We start from the raw sequence: 17,948 nt of genomic DNA, 5'->3' as shown, positions 1-17,948 counted from the left end.
CGGAATGGGCACACAGCGAGAGCAATGAACGAGAAGGTCATTGCGATTTTTTGACTCTTCGACGAGGGCGTAAACTCGGACCTGACCAGCCGATCGTGGTCGGGACAATGCGCAGCACGATCTAGAGCAGCTACGCGCGTTTTCCCATCGGCACCACGTTTTCACCAGTCCGCGGCACCAGGGACACGACTGCCGCCCTTGCGAGGTCCTCCAATGCGGTCGCAATGTATTTCGCGTAGTGCCGCTCGATCATTTTGACTGAGGTGTTGTGCAGTTTGGCGACCTGTTGGATGGGCAAGCCCTTTCGCAGACCGCGCACGATATTGGAGTGCCGCAAAGCATAGGGAATCACCTCCGGCATACCGGCGCGCTCGCGAATGGCCTTCCAGGGACGTGCAAGCTCGGCTCTTTTCCACGGACCGCGTGCGGACTTCTTCCACGCGATACCCCTCGGCTCCTGTTCATGGATCCATCGCTCGAAAAGAGATGCATCGCTTGGCCGCCCGGCGATTGCTGGCAAGAGCACCTCAATCACATCGTCGCCCACTGGGACCGGGTCTGAGCCGCCATTGCCGCCGCGCCCCTTGTAGGAGCCCGGCACCATCAGACGCCGTGCAGAAACCTGGACGTCGCCCACGCGCATTCGCCTGACCTGGGCATACCGCGCGCCGGTCGCGGCCAGACATACGACGATCCGATATAGATCGCCGTCAAATCCTTGCTCCTGATCGACTTCACACGCAGCTTGAAGGATGGCGCCAACCTCCTCATCCGTGAGAATCTGGTTATCCCGAGCAACCGACGCATCATCATCATCATCGATCCGCTCGGCTTTGAAGCCGGCCTTCACAATGGCGAGGAACGCCGGGTTTAGTTTCTTCCGATCTGCGGAAAGCCGCGGCCACGCGGCATTTAGTGCGGCCTTGAGGTCATTCACGAACCGCTGCTTGGTCGTGACCTTTAAGTCCTCCGGCAAACCCTCACGCCACGTTATCAAGTCGTCTTCTTTCAAGGCATGCAGATGCACCGATGCAAGAGGAGCAGCTTCCGCAGCTTCCTGATTGCCGCGCTTTTCTTGGCCAAGAACGTAGCGCCGCAGCTTGGTACCGGCGTCCGATCGGACGTCACGACCTGTTCGGCGTCTTTCTCGAGCGTCGCGTTCCTTGACGTAGGATTCCACGGCCGATCGCACGGTAGGAGCCGGGCCCGCCGCCTGCGACGCGGCTTCTGTTCTGGCTCGAGCTACGGCCTCCCGTGCCGTTCTCACGGCCTGTTCGAAGGTCAGAATCCCGTCTGCGGGCTTGTCATTGATGTCGTTGGCGACGCCGACTTGCGCCTGTTTGTAGTTGCCGCCTTCGTGGTGATTACGCCAGCGGACAAACCAAACGCCGCTCTGTTTTCCTTTGCGATAGCCCAGATGCGCTTCCGCATCGAGGCGACGCCAATGCAGGCCAAGCTCGAGCCTGGAGCGCGCTTTAGCCGTCGTAACTTGAGCCTCGGTGAGTGTCTTCGACATAGCGTTCGCCGGTTTTACGTCGAATATCCGTTGAATATAAGTCCATGTACGTCGGCGAACAATACCGGATTTGTGGCATTCAACCTATTGAAATCATTGTACGTCAGCGAACGATGGCGAACGGAGAAGGACCCATTATTTGGCCCTCTCAAGGCCGAAACAGGGTTCGATTCCCCTGGCCGATAATTGCCTAGAGCCATAACCATTTGAATTTGAAGTCACTTTTATCGTCGATTGCTGCCGATACCAGCACAAATACCAGCAGGATGACGCGCGGTATTCGCCGACAAAAATAAAACAGCAGGCTTCCGGCAGCGGGGATGCCTATGCCGTTCTGGATTCCACAATTTGCCCCGACCGGAATCGAACCCGGCTCTGACTCGAAATCCCGTCGGATCGACGTAATTATGATATCGCGAGGCCAAGGGATTATCTTGTCGTGCGTACTTGTTCGAAAACCATCCGCTACACGAAATAGCGAAACGACGTCTCGACAAGGTCATCATCGCCGTACTCATCCAGGATTCCACCCACCCGTCGCGCGAACGACAATGACACCGGCCATTTGCCGCGGATGTCCGCGGTATTCCAGTTCATACGCGTCAGATTGAGAACATCCTGCGCGGCCGCGATCGACGCCTCAGGTCCAAGGCACCGCACCTCAAAAGGTTGTGGAACGTGCGGGCCCGGATAAGTGCCGAGCTCTGGCATAAAGCCGGACGTAAAAAGAAAGCTTCGCGCGGCATTGATCGTACAGATCGTGCCGACCTTTGGCGGATAGGCGCCGTAACGCAGCAAACGGAACAGACTGGGCACCAGCGTCACCATCGAGACGATGGGAATGTCCTTCAATGCTTCCGCAAAACCGGAGCGCTCGGCGGCATCGAAGTACGAGGTCTTGTGCAAGACCACCCTGAGCGGCGCTCCACCTGTGCGGAGCTCATATTCAGCAAGAACATCGCGGGCAAGCTCGAAAGCCTGGTCTTCAGAAAGATGAACATTGCGGCCCTGATCGGGCTCGACCGGTACCCCTTGCCCCCTGATCGCGAAACCTTCGCCATCGCTTGAAAAAGCCTGCGCCAGGCTGGAGCGTACGATGGCGCGCTGCGTCGTGCGGAAATGATGGAAGCTGATCCCGACGAAGCAGGTGTCGGGGCCGGTTGGTGGCAGCCGCCACGGCACGCCACCCGCCTTGTAGTAAAGACCTACAGAAAAATTCCACGCCCGCGTTGCGGGATCCTGGTTGCGCGCGGAGTCGTCAAGCAGGGCATCCGTCACCAGCTGAATTGGTAGGCGATTTCTGAGCGCCCGCGCCTTCAGCGCATGGCGCAGATCGCGTTTGAGAAAATCCTCCGATGTCTGCTCGACCTCGTCAAGGGTATCGAACAGATCGAGCTGGCTGCTTGCCCTGGCCCGCCCAATTGCCTTGGCGCGCTTGCGCTCATCGTCGCTCGTCTTTCGTTCGACGGCGCCGACCTTGTCGAAAACATCCTCCGGAATGCACATCAAGACGATATCGGGCCTGTTGAGGTCCCGCGCGGCGAGGCGCGCGTGCGCATCGGCGTAGAGATCGACGACACGTTGAAAGGCACTGTAGGCGTCGCCTTGCAACGCATGTGCAAGATCGTCATTTGTTCCAGAAGATAGCGCGATCGATGATTGATCCGGCGCGATCAGCGTCTTGTGAAACGCATCGGAGAAGCCCGGAAAGGGACGCCGGAGGAGGCTTGTCTCGCCCAACACTGGAATTTCGCTGCCGCATCGATCAAGCCACCTTCGCGCCGCGGCCACCTGCTCGGCAGGGCCAATGATGCCGACATGCACGTGATCCTTTCGCGCCGAGCCGAACCGCAAATCAAAAGGTCCTGCCGCAACCAAGCCGGCCTTGGGATCGCTATGCGCGCTGGCACCGCCAAATTGCAATCGGGGAGGGTGTAGCTCGACGATCGACAGATCAATTGCCATCGGCTTCCTCGTCGGTCTGCTCGGTCTCGTCCGACTCGTCCGCCTCGTTTTCGTCCGGTTCCAATGCGAGCTCTTCGAGCTCTGCATCCAGCCTCAACAGGTCCTCGTCGATCTCCTGATCACGTTGCGCCATCTCGTCGAAAGCCGACACGTTGAATGAGATCGTCGGCGGACGCGGCAAGAGCAGAACCGTTGGCGCAAAGCGGGCCAGATCGTTGTCCGGCCGATGCTCGAGCGCAAACAGCCCGTCGGATTCTCCCGACAATACCGCAAGCCAGAACGAGACGTCCTGCAGGACGCTTGGATTGAAGTCGCGCGCAGCCCGGCGTGTCGACAGAATGTTGGTGCGCTCCCGGCTGATCGGCTTGCGCAGCCCGTCGCGCGTAAACGCATAGCCCGGCGAGATCACCAGCGCCCAGTCCTCCGCAAACCGCATGACAGAGAAACTGAACGCTTTGTGCTCGAAGTACACAATATCGTCGGAGTCGCGCTTGGTCCGCGCCTTCACGACCGTGCGCGTGGCCTTGCGCAGCCGCCCCTGATAGCTCACCTTCAGCTCGGGCTCGTCACCGCGCCCGAAATAAGCACGGCGTCGATCAAATTCGATCTGGAGTCCCTTGGCTTTCAAGTGCTCGAACACCAGCTCGTGAAGCAGCTTCAGGGCAACCGCTTCGCCTCCCGGCAACGCAACAAGCTCGGAAAAGCTGATTGTCTCGATATCGCCGGGATCGAATGGTGAAACCAACGCATCGGCGAGCTCGTCGAGATTGTACAGCGAGTAGAAGCGTCCATCACTGACATGCCCAGGCGGGACCGCCACGCCCTGAGCGCTCCGATAGAAGCTTGCGTTCGATTTTGCGCTGGTGCCCGAATGCCAGACCTTCTCGGGCATGGATGCGATCGAGATCAAGTTCGTCGAAAAACGGACCGTCTCCTCCGCCACCGGCAGTGCCGTGTTGGTAATCTCATCGACGGCTTCCGGCCGCGCTTCGATGGTCACGATGAATTGGCGGTTATCCGCCGAGGGGCCAAAGGCGACCGCGCCATTGTTGTTCACGGTCGCTAGAACCATATCCGACAAACCGGACCCGCGGCGGTCCATCTGTCCGCCGCCATAGAACAGATCGGAGATGGCGGGGTTTCGATAGCCTTTGATCGGGCTCGTTCGTCCGGCAATCGTCTCCTGAAATGACAGATCACCCATCTGGGCTGCGATCTCTGCAATCAACCCGCCAGGGCTGATCACGGTGATCGACTTCGGCTGGACCTCGACCTGAATGGGCTCATTCACATCATAGTCGCGGTGGACAATCGCATTGACGATCATCTCCTTGATGGCGATCGCGTTATAGGCGCTCACGGTCCGGGACACTTCCGCCTTGAGGCGAAACTGGAAGTTCACCAGTGCCAGCAGGTCGATCAGCGTATCGAGTTGGCTCCAGAGATTGCCGGTAATGGTGCGACGAACGATAAAGTCGCCCTCCTGGCCGCTCGCCTCAAGCTCGGCATCGTCCCCGAACCGGCTTCGGAGCCAGTTTCCAGGACCTGCCGCACGAAACTCGACACGAGCCTGCTTGAAGTCATTGGATGGATTGCGCGCGAACAGCATCCAGCCGGCAAGGGTTGGAGCCTTGTGCGCTCCGATCGGCCGCACCAGATCCAGCCGGTCGGTCATCTCCTCGATCCAGGCGGCATCAATCTGCCCGGGCCGCCACAGGTCGGTCTTCTCGGCATATTGAGAAAGCCGTGCCTGGAGCAGAGACTGCTCGAACCCGGCAATGTCGAAGCCATCGAGCGGGCGCATATCCGCGGGCATGCCGCCGACACTGTGGCCGGACCGCCGGCGGGTCGGGCGTGCGCCAGCCGCGATCATGCTGGTGAGCACCTCCCTCTCCAGCAGATCGTCGAAGCCTTTGATTGGCACGAGTTGAAAATTCGAACCTATCTGGCTCGCGAGTTGGGTTACATGCGACGCGAACGGGCCACCAACATCGCTCTCCAGGACGCACCAATAAATCCCGTGCAGAAACCCGCCCGAATTGGCCTGCGCCAGGAACAGATCGTTCATCACGGAAGCTTCCGCGCCGCGGTAGCCAACCACGATAACAGGGTGATCGCGCAGCAGCGGCTTCAATCGATCGACCAGGTGCGCGTCGAGAGACTGCACTTCACCGGTGAGATTCCTGTCGGTGTAGTGTTTGACAGACCCGTGCAGAAAGACCAGTTGCGGATCCTGAGGCGCCGAACTGAACATGATGTAGTCGGCCGGCGTGCTGATGCTGACCAGCCGATGTGGGCGATTGTGCTGGATAGCCGCCCGCTCCAGGCACTGATCGAAATTCGTGGTCAGAACGGTTGAGATCCAGCCCTGATGCAGGATTTGCGTCAGCGCAACATAGCCGCGGGAGGGAGGGATTTCGGAAGGATTGATGAGTTGCTCGAAGAATTCCCGCCGGTCGCTCTTCACGCCGAGCAGATTATCGATGGCATCAGGATAGAGGTCGGCCGCGGCAACGTTCGCCTTGTACCAGGGTTGTGCGGTCAGCCACGGCCAATAGTCAGACCGCCTGATCGACATGTCGCTCGGATGCCGGCCGTTCTCCTTGCACCATGCCCATCTCGCGACCCGCTCGACCGTCTTGTCCGCGGGCGGAATACCGGAGTTGATCGACGCCCCGGCGCCGAGCAACAACACCGGCTCTGAGCCATCCATCAAGAGAGAGCGCAGGCGGCCCGCCGACGAGATGCGCAGCCCGGTCGAGGCCGCGCCGGCCACGCTCACCGCTGGTTGATTCATCCCATCCCCTTACAGGCGCACCAGCCTAGCGTGTCGGGTGTCGCGTCCGCGCCCCATCTCCAATGGTCCTCGGTCTGCCGGAAAGAATCACAAATACCATATTTCCCGGCATCAGAGCCAAGTGATGGGGCGAGGTCAGCGGGATAGCAACAGTTTGCAGCGGTTGGTCGACACCCTGGATGCGACGAACCGTTCCGCGATCACTTGTCTTGACGACGTTCCCTTTTCGTTCTATAGGACGAAGTTGCACGGCGAAGGACTTTGCATACGGTGTGGCGGTGCAAACGCCTGAGTCGCCACCGTGTCAAAGGATCTGACGCCAGAGAAGGCCCTTATCTTCCGGATCATTCACCGGGACAATGTTCCGTGGATTCTGGACAACGGCCTGCATTGCAAGAGCTCGAACGTACTAGATCCCAATTTCGTGGAGATCGGGAATCGAGATCTGATCAGCAAGCGGGACAAGCACCCTGTCGTGCCACTGCCATCCGGAACGCTGAGTGACTACGTGCCGTTCTATTTCACGCCGTTTTCGCCGATGCTGTACAACATCAAGACCGGGTGGGGCGGTATTCGACAGCGCAACAATGACGAGATCGTCATCATGGTTTCGTCGCTACGGACCCTGCAAGCCAAGCAGATTCCGTTCCTGTTCACGGACCGGCACGCCTATCTTGTTGCCGCGCAATTCTACTCCGATCTTGCCCGCCTGGATCAGATCGATTGGGACATGCTGCAACGACGGGATTTCCGCAATGACCCGGACGATCCGTCGAAAAAAGAACGCTACCAGGCCGAAGCTCTTGTCCACAAGCATCTCCCCGTCGACGCCCTGTCGGGGCTCGTCTGCTACAACGACGATGTGCTCAAGTCACTGAATGCGGCATTGGCGCAGCGCAACCGGACCATGACCGTGGTCAAGAAGCCCGATTGGTACTTCTGATGATAGAATTTACGCGTGGCAATCTGCTCGACTCCAAGGCCGAAGCGTTGGTCAACACCGTGAACACGGTCGGCGTGATGGGGAAGGGCGTCGCCTTGATGTTTAAGGAAGCTTATCCTGAGAACTTCAAAGCGTACGAGGTGGCCTGCAAGAAGAAGGAAGTCAGGGTCGGCCACATGTTCGTTACCGAACGCCAGGCATTGATCGGTCCGAAATGGATCATCAATTTCCCGACTAAGCAGCATTGGCGCGGCGACTCCAAGATGGAGTGGATTGAGAGTGGTCTGAAGGATCTGAAGCGCGTAATCGCGGAGAAGAAGATTCGCTCGATTGCTATTCCGCCGCTCGGGAGCGGGAACGGCGGTCTCAAGTGGCCGGACGTGCGTCCCAAGATTGAAGCTGCGCTTGGAGCACTGAACGACGTCAGCGTGATCGTCTATGAGCCTACGGACCAATACCAGAATGTGTCAAAGCGCGCGGGCGTCGAGAAGCTGACGCCGGCGCGTGCGCTCGTCGCTGAGCTGGTCCGCAGGTATTGGATACTCGGAATCGAATGCTCCTTGCTCGAAATCCAAAAGCTGGCGTACTTCCTGGAGCGGAGCATCGAGAAGCTGGAATTAGAGAACCCGCTCGATCTGCGTTTTCAGGCCGATAAATATGGTCCATACGCTCCTCGATTGACCCATCTGCTCAATGGCCTCGACGGCAGTTATTTGCATTGTGGAAAGCGCATCGGCGATGCCGGTCCATTCGATGTGATCTGGTTCGAGGACGCCAAACGAGACAAGATCGCAGCCTATTTGGGGTCGGGTGATGCAAAGGCATTCCTGCCTGCACTCGAAGCGACTGCGACGCTGATCGACGGCTTCGAGTCTCCATTGGGTATGGAGCTTCTGGCAACTATCGACTGGCTCATTCAAAATGACGGCGTTGCCGCGGATCGGGAATCGATCAAGACAGCGCTCAAGACATGGACGGGCGGCGAGGACTCCGCAGCACGAAAGCTGAAGTTATTCGAGGATCGCCTTGTCGATCTTGCCGTTGAACGGCTTGCGGCCTTCAACTGATTCGAGCACGCCACCTCGAGTTTCTTACGCTGTTTCCGGATGAGATGGACGAAGGTCTTGGCGATCGCGCCATCGTTCTTGCCGGCCATCTGCTCAATTCCCCTCGTTCGGAAATCGCGAAATTCGCCGTCAACGTTTGACCCCTAGATACCAGCAAAAATACCAGCAAAACTATCGGCTGCAGCGGGCGCTTCCGCGAACTTTTACTAACGTTTTCAAACGCGCCGCACAAACTCTCCTGAAAAATCAGGAATCGAACCAGCGATGTAAGTTGTTGTTATTGCTATTGTTTTTTACGTGGTGCCCCTGGCCGACAGTCACCTATTCCCATAACTATCTGAATTTAAGGCGATTTTATCCGTCAGTTGCAGCCGATACCAGCAGAAATACCAGCAAGATAATGCGCTGTGTTCGCAGGCAAAAATAATCAGCGGACTCCCCTTGAGCAGGCGCGTCCCATGCCGTTCCCGTCTCCGCAATTGTGCCGGAATCGAACCCGGCTCTAACTCGAAATCCGGCGGGACGACTGGGGGACTCGCTTGCACTTGGCGCGAGACAAACATCGAAAGCTCCGATCGCTTGACGCTGGTACGCGACCTGCGTTGCCCAGCCCGACTCGGACGAAACGGTCGCCGATCGCTAACGACCAGCTTGATCCCACGGCCTGCCGAATATCGTGGAATACGAGGTGGGGATATCCCGGGTTCAGCGCAAAAACGGTGCGGTTCGGCTTGAACCCGGTCTGAACTCGCGCAAAAGTACGCCAAACAAACTAATGGCAAGTAATGATTGTCGGCTTGGAGGGGTAAATGGCTTCTCGCCAATTTTCGGCCGGCGCTACGGTCAAGCATTTGAAGATTATCCAAATCGACCAGGAATTCCTTAAATCAGAGGAAGTCGAGCGCAGAAGGAAAGTGCCACGTTTGGATCGCTGGAAGGGCGGTCCCGCGGAGACGCCATACAAGAGAGTAAGGCTACTGGCAGCCGCGATTGGCCGCGTTCAACCCCGCCAGAAACGCGATGCGATCTGCAGGCGGCTTTGGCTGCGGATGAAGACGAACAACACTTTGCCCGATAGGTTCGCCGGCAAGGATGCAAGCCCCAATAATCCGAAACCGTGGGATCCGGATACCTTCGAAGGCTACCTGCGAGGCTTAAAGACGAACCCGAAGGAGCACGAGGAGCAACTTATTCTCGCCGAGCTGAAAGCGTTGCTGACCTCGAGATTCGAGGAAGTCGGCCGCGTTGGCGATTCGATCGACATAATCTTCTCGTCGACCTATCCTCTTCCTTCGGATTATCTTTTGGCATTGCTTGGATCGGCTGCTGAAGAGCCCGATCATGTATTCGCTCCCGGACCGGAGTACGTCTCGGTGCGCGGCAAAGGATTCGAGTCCGAGCCTGTCGCCGCGTGGCCCCACCCACTGGAAATGACCGCCACGGAGATAGTGGAGGCGATCAAGCGAGCAGATGGAGCGGGTCTTGCTCTGGTCAGTGGTCCGCACATGTCAGGGAAGAAGACTTGCCTCAAGTTTCTTTGCCGAGCGATCGACGACGGTCTGCGTTTGGATAGCGGAGAAAGAGTGCCGTACCTCGCCTTGGCTCTCGATGAACTCGAGCCCGGCGAATTTCTTGACACCGTTCTGGCCTTCTACAGGCGGGGAGATCCGGCGCCCTCCTCGCTAAATCGCGATACCGGTCTGAGCAGCGCGGCTAAGATCAAGGAGATCTTCAGGATCGCCGAGACTTGTCCCGCGTGCCTCATACTCGCAGACCTGGACCCCGTAGAAAGCGACGCTGTCCTGCGGAGCTTGCATCAAGATCACGTCTCGCAGGTCTTGCTTGGGCTTTTCAGCGGGCATGCCGCGACTCGCCTGGTTCTGACGGGGCGCGCGACCGGCGGCCTCGCAGCTCTCGTCAGGGAAGCGAGACGGCGAGGAATTCGCAGCAAGACATTCGAGCTTACAGATCGGCTTCGTGTCGACCTCGACACGTTCGCCGTAGTTACCGACGGCGAAAATGGACGGGACGTAGGCGCTTTCACCTATCAAGTTGCGATGATCGCCGAACGGCTCGCCGCCGACCGTAAACTCAGGCAGGGGCGTAGCATCCACCGATCGTTGGAAAGGGACGACCGCGCGACCATCCTGCAGACTCTTTGGGAAAAGATTCTCCGACCGTACGAGCGGTTCCTTCTCGGTGCAGTCGCCTGCACGCCGGAAGGACTTCGCGCGAGCGTTCTGGCTCGCATGGCACTTTCGATGCTTAGTTCGGACGGAGCGGACTGGCTACATAGGCTGACAAATCCGGACCAAGTCGAAGCGATCGCAAGAGATCTTGCGGATATCGTGCAGGTTCGGAATACCGTACCCGATCTTGGGCAAAGGGGCTTCCGCGAAGTCGCTTCCGAGCCGCTCCTGTTCCTCGATCAAGGCTGGCGCCGGCAGCTGCAGCGCATGTGGTTCGATACTGAGCCCGACTTGGCGCGCCATTGCAGCTGGCTCATTGCCCGCGAGGCGGCGCAGCAGGCGAGAGTGCTCAAGATGCGAGGCGGCATCGCGAATTCCCGCTCGGCTTTCGCGCGCGATATCCAAGCGTTCGTCGCATTGATTACGTCGGTGGACGTCCAGAAGGTTCGGGAGAAGACGGCCGAAGATCGATTTTGGCCGTTGGAGTCCGCTGTTCTGCCCGAACTCGATGAACATGCGACGTATCCGGATGAACGGACAGTGCTCCGATATGCCTTCCTGCGACTTTATCGCGACTATCTGGAGGGATCGGGTTATCGGCTGCTTCAGCAGATGGCCGATCCGGACCTGCGATTGAGGGTCCTGCTTCCGTTCTTCGACCCCACTTCGCCCTGGCTCGCCGCGCACGAACGAGATCTCGGCGAAAATCTCGACGAATACGAATTCCTATCCAGAAGCTTCTCGCCCCGGGAGTTTCTTGAACTTTTGACGGCGGTCGCTTTGGCGGCCTTGACGCTGCAAAGGTACGGTCTCCTGCGCTCCGCCGTGAGGTTGGGTGAACAGATACTTTCGCGCGAGAAGGATCCAGTACTTTATCCGAGGTCGGTCCGGCTATTGCGGACTGAAATCGACGCCGGGATCTACGCAGGGGGCAATCCTGGCCTTCTTCTCCCCGAGCGCCCCGGCGAGCAGTCGGTGCGTAGCAGACAGTCCGGAAGCGAGGACGATGGACGGCTCCGTCGCAAGCGCGCGGGTCGCTCCGCCGTCACCGCGGAGACCGATTACACCTATTCTTACGTCTTGAACCTGATCCAAAAAGCACGAGCGCTCTTCCCCAATGACGATCCTTCGGTGGATGCGGCTTTCGCGCGGGGCAAGATCCTGGCTCGGCTTGGAGAGGCCTATTTCATGGCTGGACTTGTGAGCCGGTCCGAGCTCGCGCTCCGCCGGGCGCTTTATGCCGAAAAGAGAATCGCGAATATTGAAGGTACGGAAACCGGTTCCGGATCGGTTCTCGGGGGGAGAGGGGCCCGCGCCTTCATCGCCGTCTTGATCGAGACCGCAAAGCGTAAGACTTGGATCAAGGACAAGAATGAGATCGCCTTAAAGAGTGGCCTCCGCTTGCCGCTGCCGCCCGTTGTCAACGAACTCGATGGTCGTCTGGCGCTGGCCCGCGCGATGCTGGCGCTGAACATTCGTCGAGTGGACGCGCTCGGCACCGCTGACCGGCTTGGCCTCCGTATCGATCAGGCCCTGCTTGCCGCCGCGCAGGGCGACTATCTTTCGGCGACCGATATGCTGGAGCAGATCGAGGAAGCGCCTTTGCACCGCGGCACCAACGCGGAGCTCGCCATGGAGATGACGTCTCAGCGTGCCCGAATATATATGGAAGCGGCAACCTTGATGATGCACCATCAGGTTGGACAAGCGAAATGGCCCGTCTCATTTTGGATGGGAGAACTCAGAAAAAAGCTTAAGGAAGAATCCAAAGCCGATCGCTTTGATCCCATTCGCGAATTGATCCTAAGAGCGGAAAGCTCGCTTTCAGCATTGCGTGAACTCGTGAAGAGCGCCGACGCTCATACGTTGCCGATTGGAAGCGTGTTCAGATACCTCACCGTCGGGCTAGACATTCTTAAGACCCGCGAATTGGAGGGTGCAGATGCTCGAACGGCGCTAAAGTCGACGCATTGGTCCTTGGAACGGGTTCTGGGCCATTTCGACGAGGCCCAGTTCTTGCGGTACGAACCCGAAGCGAAATGGATTCACGGGCAATTAGCAGCATTCACTTGATGCTAAGCGCGGACCGAGTCCGGGCGTGCGATGCGCCGATCTTCTAATCCTTTGAAAATTTATTCTGAACCCGCGCTGGACTCGTTTTTCAAGTCGCTTCGATTGGCCGAATATCTGCGACTCTGACGCCGCGTCAGACAACTCGCACCGCGCTTGCGGGCGGTCACAACAAGGAGGAGCGGATGAGCAGTCGAATTACAGGTTCGGGTCCGATTTCGCAACAGGATTTGGCGGTATTCGGGCCTCTCGCCACGAGTCAGGGTTACCTTTTTGTCGAGGGAGCCCGTTACTGCACGGCCGGCGACGTCGCCGACCTGAAGACAATCCAGGAAAGCTGCTTTCGCCTTCCGGCGGACACCAACGGCGGTCAACGCTTCCGTGCGTACCGCTCGTTCGAACTCACCGAGCTCGGGCTCGCGGAGTCGAATACGCAAGGGTATCTGCAGAGCGAGCAATATAATTACCTGGATGGCGGCAAGGTCCGGACGTTCCAGCCGATCGAACCGTCGATCCGGAAACTGCCCCTCTTGCGGAAGGTGATCGAGACCGACGCCGCGATCGTGAAGGCCACGGGCATCGTGCCGTTCGACGAGACCGTCAAGGTCGGTGTTCACCAGGTTCGCTACCAACCCGAGAACGGGGTGCCTTCTTACAGCAGCCCGCCCTGGCTCCATAAGGACGACGAGCCGGCCGTTTTCGTGCATCTCCTCAATCTGAGCGCCAACTCGACGGGTGGGGACAGCGTCTTGGCCTCCGGCAACCGCGACTTCCATCGCGTGCTCAAACTGGTGAACCCGTTCGATACCCTCTTCCTCACGCAAAACCTCTTCCACGCGGTGACTCCGGTCGGCATCGAGGAAGGTACAGTCGGGTTTCGGGATATCCTCATCGTGACGTTCGAGCCGCTCGCTAAATGCAAATTGGCAGCTTAAATCGATAGTCGCCGGCGTACCACCAACGCGGAAAACGGGTCTGCACACATCAACGACAGACCTTCCAAGAGAGGGCTGCGGCATTGCCGCAGCCCTTTTCGTTGGTAGCGTTTTTCCTTGGATGGCCCCCGGCGCGAAGCGGTTTCCTGATGCCGCAAAACACTTTATGGTGGCCCAAAGCCTCTGGCTGTTAACAAGTAGTTTCGTAAAATCAAAGGCTTGCGGATCGAGCCCAGGCTCGGCCGGCCTTTGGAGGGCAGTTTGACTCGTTATATCTCGACCCGGGGCGAGGCCCCCGAACTCGGCTTCTGCGACGTGATGCTGACCGGGCTCGCTCGCGACGGCGGCCTGTATGTGCCGGCCACCTGGCCGCAACTCTCGCCTGACGCCATCGCCGGCTTCTTCGGTCGTCCCTATTGGGAGGTCGCGGTCGAGGTGATCCGCCCCTTCGTCGCCGGCGAGATCTCGGACGCCGAGCTCGGCCGCATGGCGAACGAGGCCTACGCCACCTTCCGCCATCCGGCGGTGGTGCCGCTGCGCCAGATGGCGCCGCACCAGTTCGTGCTGGAGCTATTCCACGGTCCGACGCTCGCCTTCAAGGACGTGGCGATGCAGCTGATCTCGCGGCTGATGGACCACGTGCTCGCCAAGCGCGGCCAGCGCACCACCATCGTGGTCGCGACCTCGGGCGACACCGGCGGTGCTGCGGTCGACGCGTTCGCAGGGCTCGAAAATGTCGATCTCATCGTGCTGTTCCCGCATGGCCGCATCTCCGAGGTGCAGCGGCGGATGATGACGACGACGGGCGCGGCCAACGTCCATGCGCTCGCCGTCGAGGGCAATTTCGACGATTGCCAGGCCCTCGTGAAGGCGATGTTCAACAACCATCGCTTCCGAGATGCGACCTCGCTGTCCGGCGTCAATTCCATCAATTGGGCGCGCATCGTCGCCCAAGTGGTCTACTATTTCACCTCCGCCGTTGCCGTCGGCGCACCCGCGCGCGCGGTGGACTTCGTCGTGCCGACCGGCAATTTCGGCGACATCTTTGCCGGCTATGTCGCCAAGCGCATGGGTCTTCCGGTGCGGACCCTGGGCATCGCCGCCAACGTCAACGACATCCTGGCGCGCACGCTGAAGACCGGGATCTACGAGGTGCGCGAGGTCCACGCGACGGCGTCGCCGTCGATGGACATCCAGATCTCCTCGAATTTCGAGCGGCTGCTGTTCGAAGCTGGCGGGCGCGATGCCGCCGGCGTGCGCCGTCTGATGGATTCGCTGAAGCAATCCGGCCGCTTCGTGCTGCCCGATGCGACGCTGGCCGCGATCCGCGAGGGATTCGACGCAGGCCGCGCCGACGAGACCGAGACCGCGGCCGCGATCCGCGCCGCCTGGCGCGAGGCGGGCGAGCTGGTTGATCCCCACACCGCGGTCGCGCTTGCGGTCGCCGACCGCGACACCACGGACAGGACGGTTCCCAGCATCGTAATGTCCACCGCGCATCCGGCCAAATTCCCCGATGCGGTCGAAGCGGCCTGCGGCCAGCGGCCGCAACTGCCGGCCTGGCTCGATGGTCTGATGACCAAATCCGAACACATGAAGGTGATGAAGAACGACCAGGCCGAGGTCGAGCGGTTCGTGCTGTCGGTCAGCCGCGCCGCGAAACAGGGAGTTGCCGGATGAGCGTCGAGATTTCCAAGCTTGCGTCCGGCCTGACCGTCGTCACCGACAAGATGCCCCATCTCGAGACCGCGGCGCTTGGCGTCTGGGCCGGCGTCGGCGGGCGCGACGAGAAGCCCAACGAGCACGGCATCTCGCATCTCCTGGAACATATGGCGTTCAAAGGCACGACGAAGCGCTCGTCGCGCGAGATCGTCGAGGAGATCGAGGCGGTCGGCGGCGACCTCAACGCCGGCACCTCGACCGAGACCACGTCCTATTATGCGCGGGTGCTGAAGGCTGACGTGCCGCTCGCGCTCGACGTGCTCGCTGACATCCTGGCCAATCCGGCCTTCGAGCCCGACGAGCTCGAGCGCGAGAAGAACGTCATCGTGCAGGAGATCGGCGCGGCGCAGGACACGCCTGACGACGTCGTGTTCGAGCACCTCAACGAGCTCTGCTATCCCGACCAGCCGATGGGCCGCTCGCTGCTCGGCACCGCGAAGACCTTGCGTGCCTTCAGCCGCGACTCGCTGCGCGACTATTTGTCGACGCATTACCGCGGGCCGGACATGGTGGTGGCGGCCGCCGGGGCGGTCGATCACAAGCAGGTGGTCGCCGAGGTCGAGCAGCGCTTTGCCAGTTTTGAGGGGACAGCGGGTCCAAAGCCGCAACCCGCGCAGTTCGGCAAGGGCGGCACCAAGGTGGTGCATCGCGAGCTCGAACAGGCGCATCTGACGCTGGCGCTGGAGGGCGTGCCGCAGACCGATCTGTCGCTGTTCTCGCTCCAGGTCTTCACCAACATCCTCGGCGGCGGGATGTCATCGCGGCTGTTCCAGGAGGTGCGCGAGAAGCGCGGCCTCTGTTACTCGATCTACTCGTTCCACGCCCCCTATACCGATACCGGCTTCTTCGGCCTCTACACCGGCACCGATCCGGCCGACGCGCCCGAGATGATGGAGGTCGTGGTCGACATCATGAACGATTCGGTCGAGACCCTGACCGAGGTCGAGATCGCGCGGGCGAAGGCGCAGATGAAGGCGGGGCTGCTGATGGCGCTGGAGAGCTGCTCGTCCCGTGCCGAGCAGCTCGCCCGGCATGTGCTGGCCTATGGCCGGCCCCAGACCGCCGAGGAGCTGGTGGCCCGGATCGACGCCGTCAGCGTCGAATCGACCCGGGATGCGGCGCGTGCACTGCTTTCGCGCAGCCGCCCTGCGGTTGTCGCATTAGGCAGTGGCAGGGGTCTGGACACGGCGGTGTCTTTTGCGGAAGGATTGACCCGGGCACGCGCCAAGGCGCGGCTGCATTAGGAGCCGCGCACGGGTTGATCCGCCCCCGGGAAGCATCACCATGGCCCTCTTTCGCCTGCCATCCAGTGGACCCGCCGCTCTCGCGCCGCGCGGCAACGGCCTGTTGCTACGCGCGCCGCAGATGTCGGACTTCCTGCAGTGGGCCCATCTGCGCGAGTCCAGCCGCGATTACCTGACGCCCTGGGAGCCGATCTGGCCGTCGGACGATCTCACGCGCTCCGGTTTCCGCCGTCGCCTGCGCCGCTATTCCGAGGACATCGCCGCGGACCGGTCCTATCCCTTTCTGATCTTCCGGGAGCTCGACGGCGCCATGGTCGGCGGCATCACGCTCGCCAATGTCCGCCGCGGCATCGTCCAGGCCGGCACCATCGGCTATTGGGTCGGGAAGCCCCACGCTCAGCGCGGCTACATGACGGCCGCGCTGCGTGTGCTGCTGCCGACGCTGTTCGGCGAGCTCAATCTGCACCGGGTCGAGGCGGCCTGCATCCCGACCAATGCGCCCTCGATCCGGGTGCTGGAGAAGTGCGGTTTCTCGCGCGAGGGGCTGGCGCGCCGCTATCTCTGCATCAACGGGGTCTGGCAGGACCATTTGCTGTTCGGCCTGCTGCACGAGGATTTCCGCGGCTGAGCCGTTCGTTGATGTGACCAAAGTCTCCTGTGTGCCTGCCTTGGGTTCGCCGGTTTTGACGATATAACGGCGCAACCCGGCCGGTGATCGGCCGTGATGTTGTCATGGAGAATGGGCGTTGATGGTGCAGGAGCTTCGGTCATCGCGGAATGCGTTGCGGCGGGGGGCAGCGGTCGCGCTGGCGTTGTCGGTTGCGCTCGTCTCCGTCTCGCCGGTTGCGGCGCAGTCGCTGACCGATCGATTCAAGGGCCTGTTCGGCGGCAAGTCGGACGAGCCGGCTCAACCCAAGCCGGCACCTGCGCCAGGCCAGCCGGCGGCCGATGACGATCTTGATTGCCCGCAGGTCACGGTGCGTGCCGGAGCCTCCACCTATGCGGTCGGTGCCACCGGCAAGCCGGCCGTCGGCAACGAGATCCGCTTTCAGGCCACCATCACCAAGATGGCGCGCGAATGCGCCCGCAATGGCGGCGATATCACGGCCCGGATCGGCATCCAGGGCCGCGTCATTGCCGGTCCCGCCGGCGCGCCTGCGACCGTCGAGGTGCCGCTGCGCGTCGCCGTGGTGCAGGGCGGCGTCGGCGAGAAGGTGATCGCTTCCAAGGCCTACCGGACCACGGTCGGAATGTCGGAGGGCGGCAGCGTGCCGTTCACCTTCGTGGCCGAGGATCTGGTCTATCCGATGCCTTCGGCCAAGGACGCCGATAGCTATATCTTCTATGTCGGCTTCGATCCGCAGGCGCTGTCGCCCGAGCCGAAGGCGCGGGTGAAGAAGAAGTAGGGCGGTCTCGTGCCCCGGACGCGGCGCAGGCGCGCAGCGGTGCGACGCAGAGCCGGGGCCCATGTTGCGGTCAGCGTTATCGTGTGAGGCATGG

Annotated in this window: 11 protein-coding genes; 8 read left to right on the top strand and 3 right to left on the bottom strand. The window is 60.5% G+C overall.

Annotated elements, in window-relative coordinates:
• Nucleotides 1-130 precede the first annotated feature (130 nt).
• From AC0L3K_RS13325 to AC0L3K_RS13315, 3 genes are all read right to left on the bottom strand, one after another.
• The gene (locus tag AC0L3K_RS13325) at nucleotides 131-1,516 is read right to left on the bottom strand and encodes a tyrosine-type recombinase/integrase (RefSeq protein WP_473366205.1); all 1,386 of its coding nucleotides are present in this window, start codon (nucleotides 1,514-1,516) and stop codon (nucleotides 131-133) included.
• A gap of 465 nt (nucleotides 1,517-1,981) precedes the next feature.
• Nucleotides 1,982-3,481: an argonaute/piwi family protein gene (locus AC0L3K_RS13320; RefSeq protein WP_473366204.1), complete on the bottom strand. Its 1,500-nt coding sequence runs from the start codon at nucleotides 3,479-3,481 to the stop codon at nucleotides 1,982-1,984.
• Nucleotides 3,471-6,263, bottom strand: coding sequence for an SIR2 family protein (locus tag AC0L3K_RS13315; RefSeq protein WP_473366203.1), 2,793 nt, complete (start codon nucleotides 6,261-6,263; stop codon nucleotides 3,471-3,473). The genes AC0L3K_RS13320 and AC0L3K_RS13315 overlap by 11 nt, the downstream gene beginning before the upstream one ends.
• A gap of 316 nt (nucleotides 6,264-6,579) precedes the next feature.
• Between AC0L3K_RS13315 and darT the strand changes: the two genes are divergently transcribed.
• The 8 genes from darT (at nucleotide 6,580) to AC0L3K_RS13275 (ending at nucleotide 17,854) form a co-directional block, all read left to right on the top strand.
• Nucleotides 6,580-7,221, top strand: coding sequence for a type II toxin-antitoxin system toxin DNA ADP-ribosyl transferase DarT (gene darT / locus AC0L3K_RS13310; RefSeq protein ID WP_473366202.1), 642 nt, complete (start codon nucleotides 6,580-6,582; stop codon nucleotides 7,219-7,221).
• Nucleotides 7,209-8,288 (top strand): type II toxin-antitoxin system antitoxin DNA ADP-ribosyl glycohydrolase DarG, encoded by a 1,080-nt coding sequence (gene darG, locus AC0L3K_RS13305; RefSeq protein WP_473357594.1) that lies wholly within the window; start codon nucleotides 7,209-7,211, stop codon nucleotides 8,286-8,288. Before darT ends, darG begins: the two co-directional genes overlap by 13 nt.
• Nucleotides 8,289-9,097: 809 nt before the next feature.
• Nucleotides 9,098-12,550, top strand: a complete 3,453-nt coding sequence (locus tag AC0L3K_RS13300; RefSeq protein ID WP_473357593.1) for a hypothetical protein — start codon at nucleotides 9,098-9,100, stop codon at nucleotides 12,548-12,550.
• A 182-nt stretch (nucleotides 12,551-12,732) separates the two neighbouring features.
• The gene (locus AC0L3K_RS13295; RefSeq protein WP_473357592.1) at nucleotides 12,733-13,482 is read left to right on the top strand and encodes a 2OG-Fe dioxygenase family protein; all 750 of its coding nucleotides are present in this window, start codon (nucleotides 12,733-12,735) and stop codon (nucleotides 13,480-13,482) included.
• 261 nt (nucleotides 13,483-13,743) lie between these two features.
• Nucleotides 13,744-15,162 (top strand): threonine synthase, encoded by a 1,419-nt coding sequence (gene thrC / locus AC0L3K_RS13290; RefSeq protein WP_473366201.1) that lies wholly within the window; start codon nucleotides 13,744-13,746, stop codon nucleotides 15,160-15,162.
• Nucleotides 15,159-16,448, top strand: a complete 1,290-nt coding sequence (locus AC0L3K_RS13285) for a M16 family metallopeptidase (RefSeq protein ID WP_007599446.1) — start codon at nucleotides 15,159-15,161, stop codon at nucleotides 16,446-16,448. The genes thrC and AC0L3K_RS13285 overlap by 4 nt, the downstream gene beginning before the upstream one ends.
• Before the next feature lie 40 nt (nucleotides 16,449-16,488).
• Nucleotides 16,489-17,076: a GNAT family N-acetyltransferase gene (locus tag AC0L3K_RS13280; protein WP_007599447.1), complete on the top strand. Its 588-nt coding sequence runs from the start codon at nucleotides 16,489-16,491 to the stop codon at nucleotides 17,074-17,076.
• Between the two features lie 121 nt (nucleotides 17,077-17,197).
• A complete protein-coding gene (locus AC0L3K_RS13275; protein WP_219684773.1) occupies nucleotides 17,198-17,854 on the top strand; it encodes a hypothetical protein in 657 nt (218 codons plus the stop codon).
• The last annotated feature ends 94 nt before the right edge of the window (nucleotides 17,855-17,948 follow it).

It is taken from the genome of Bradyrhizobium sp. MI1.10 (genome assembly GCF_055811035.1).
This window is presented reverse-complemented; position numbering and strand designations above follow the sequence as displayed.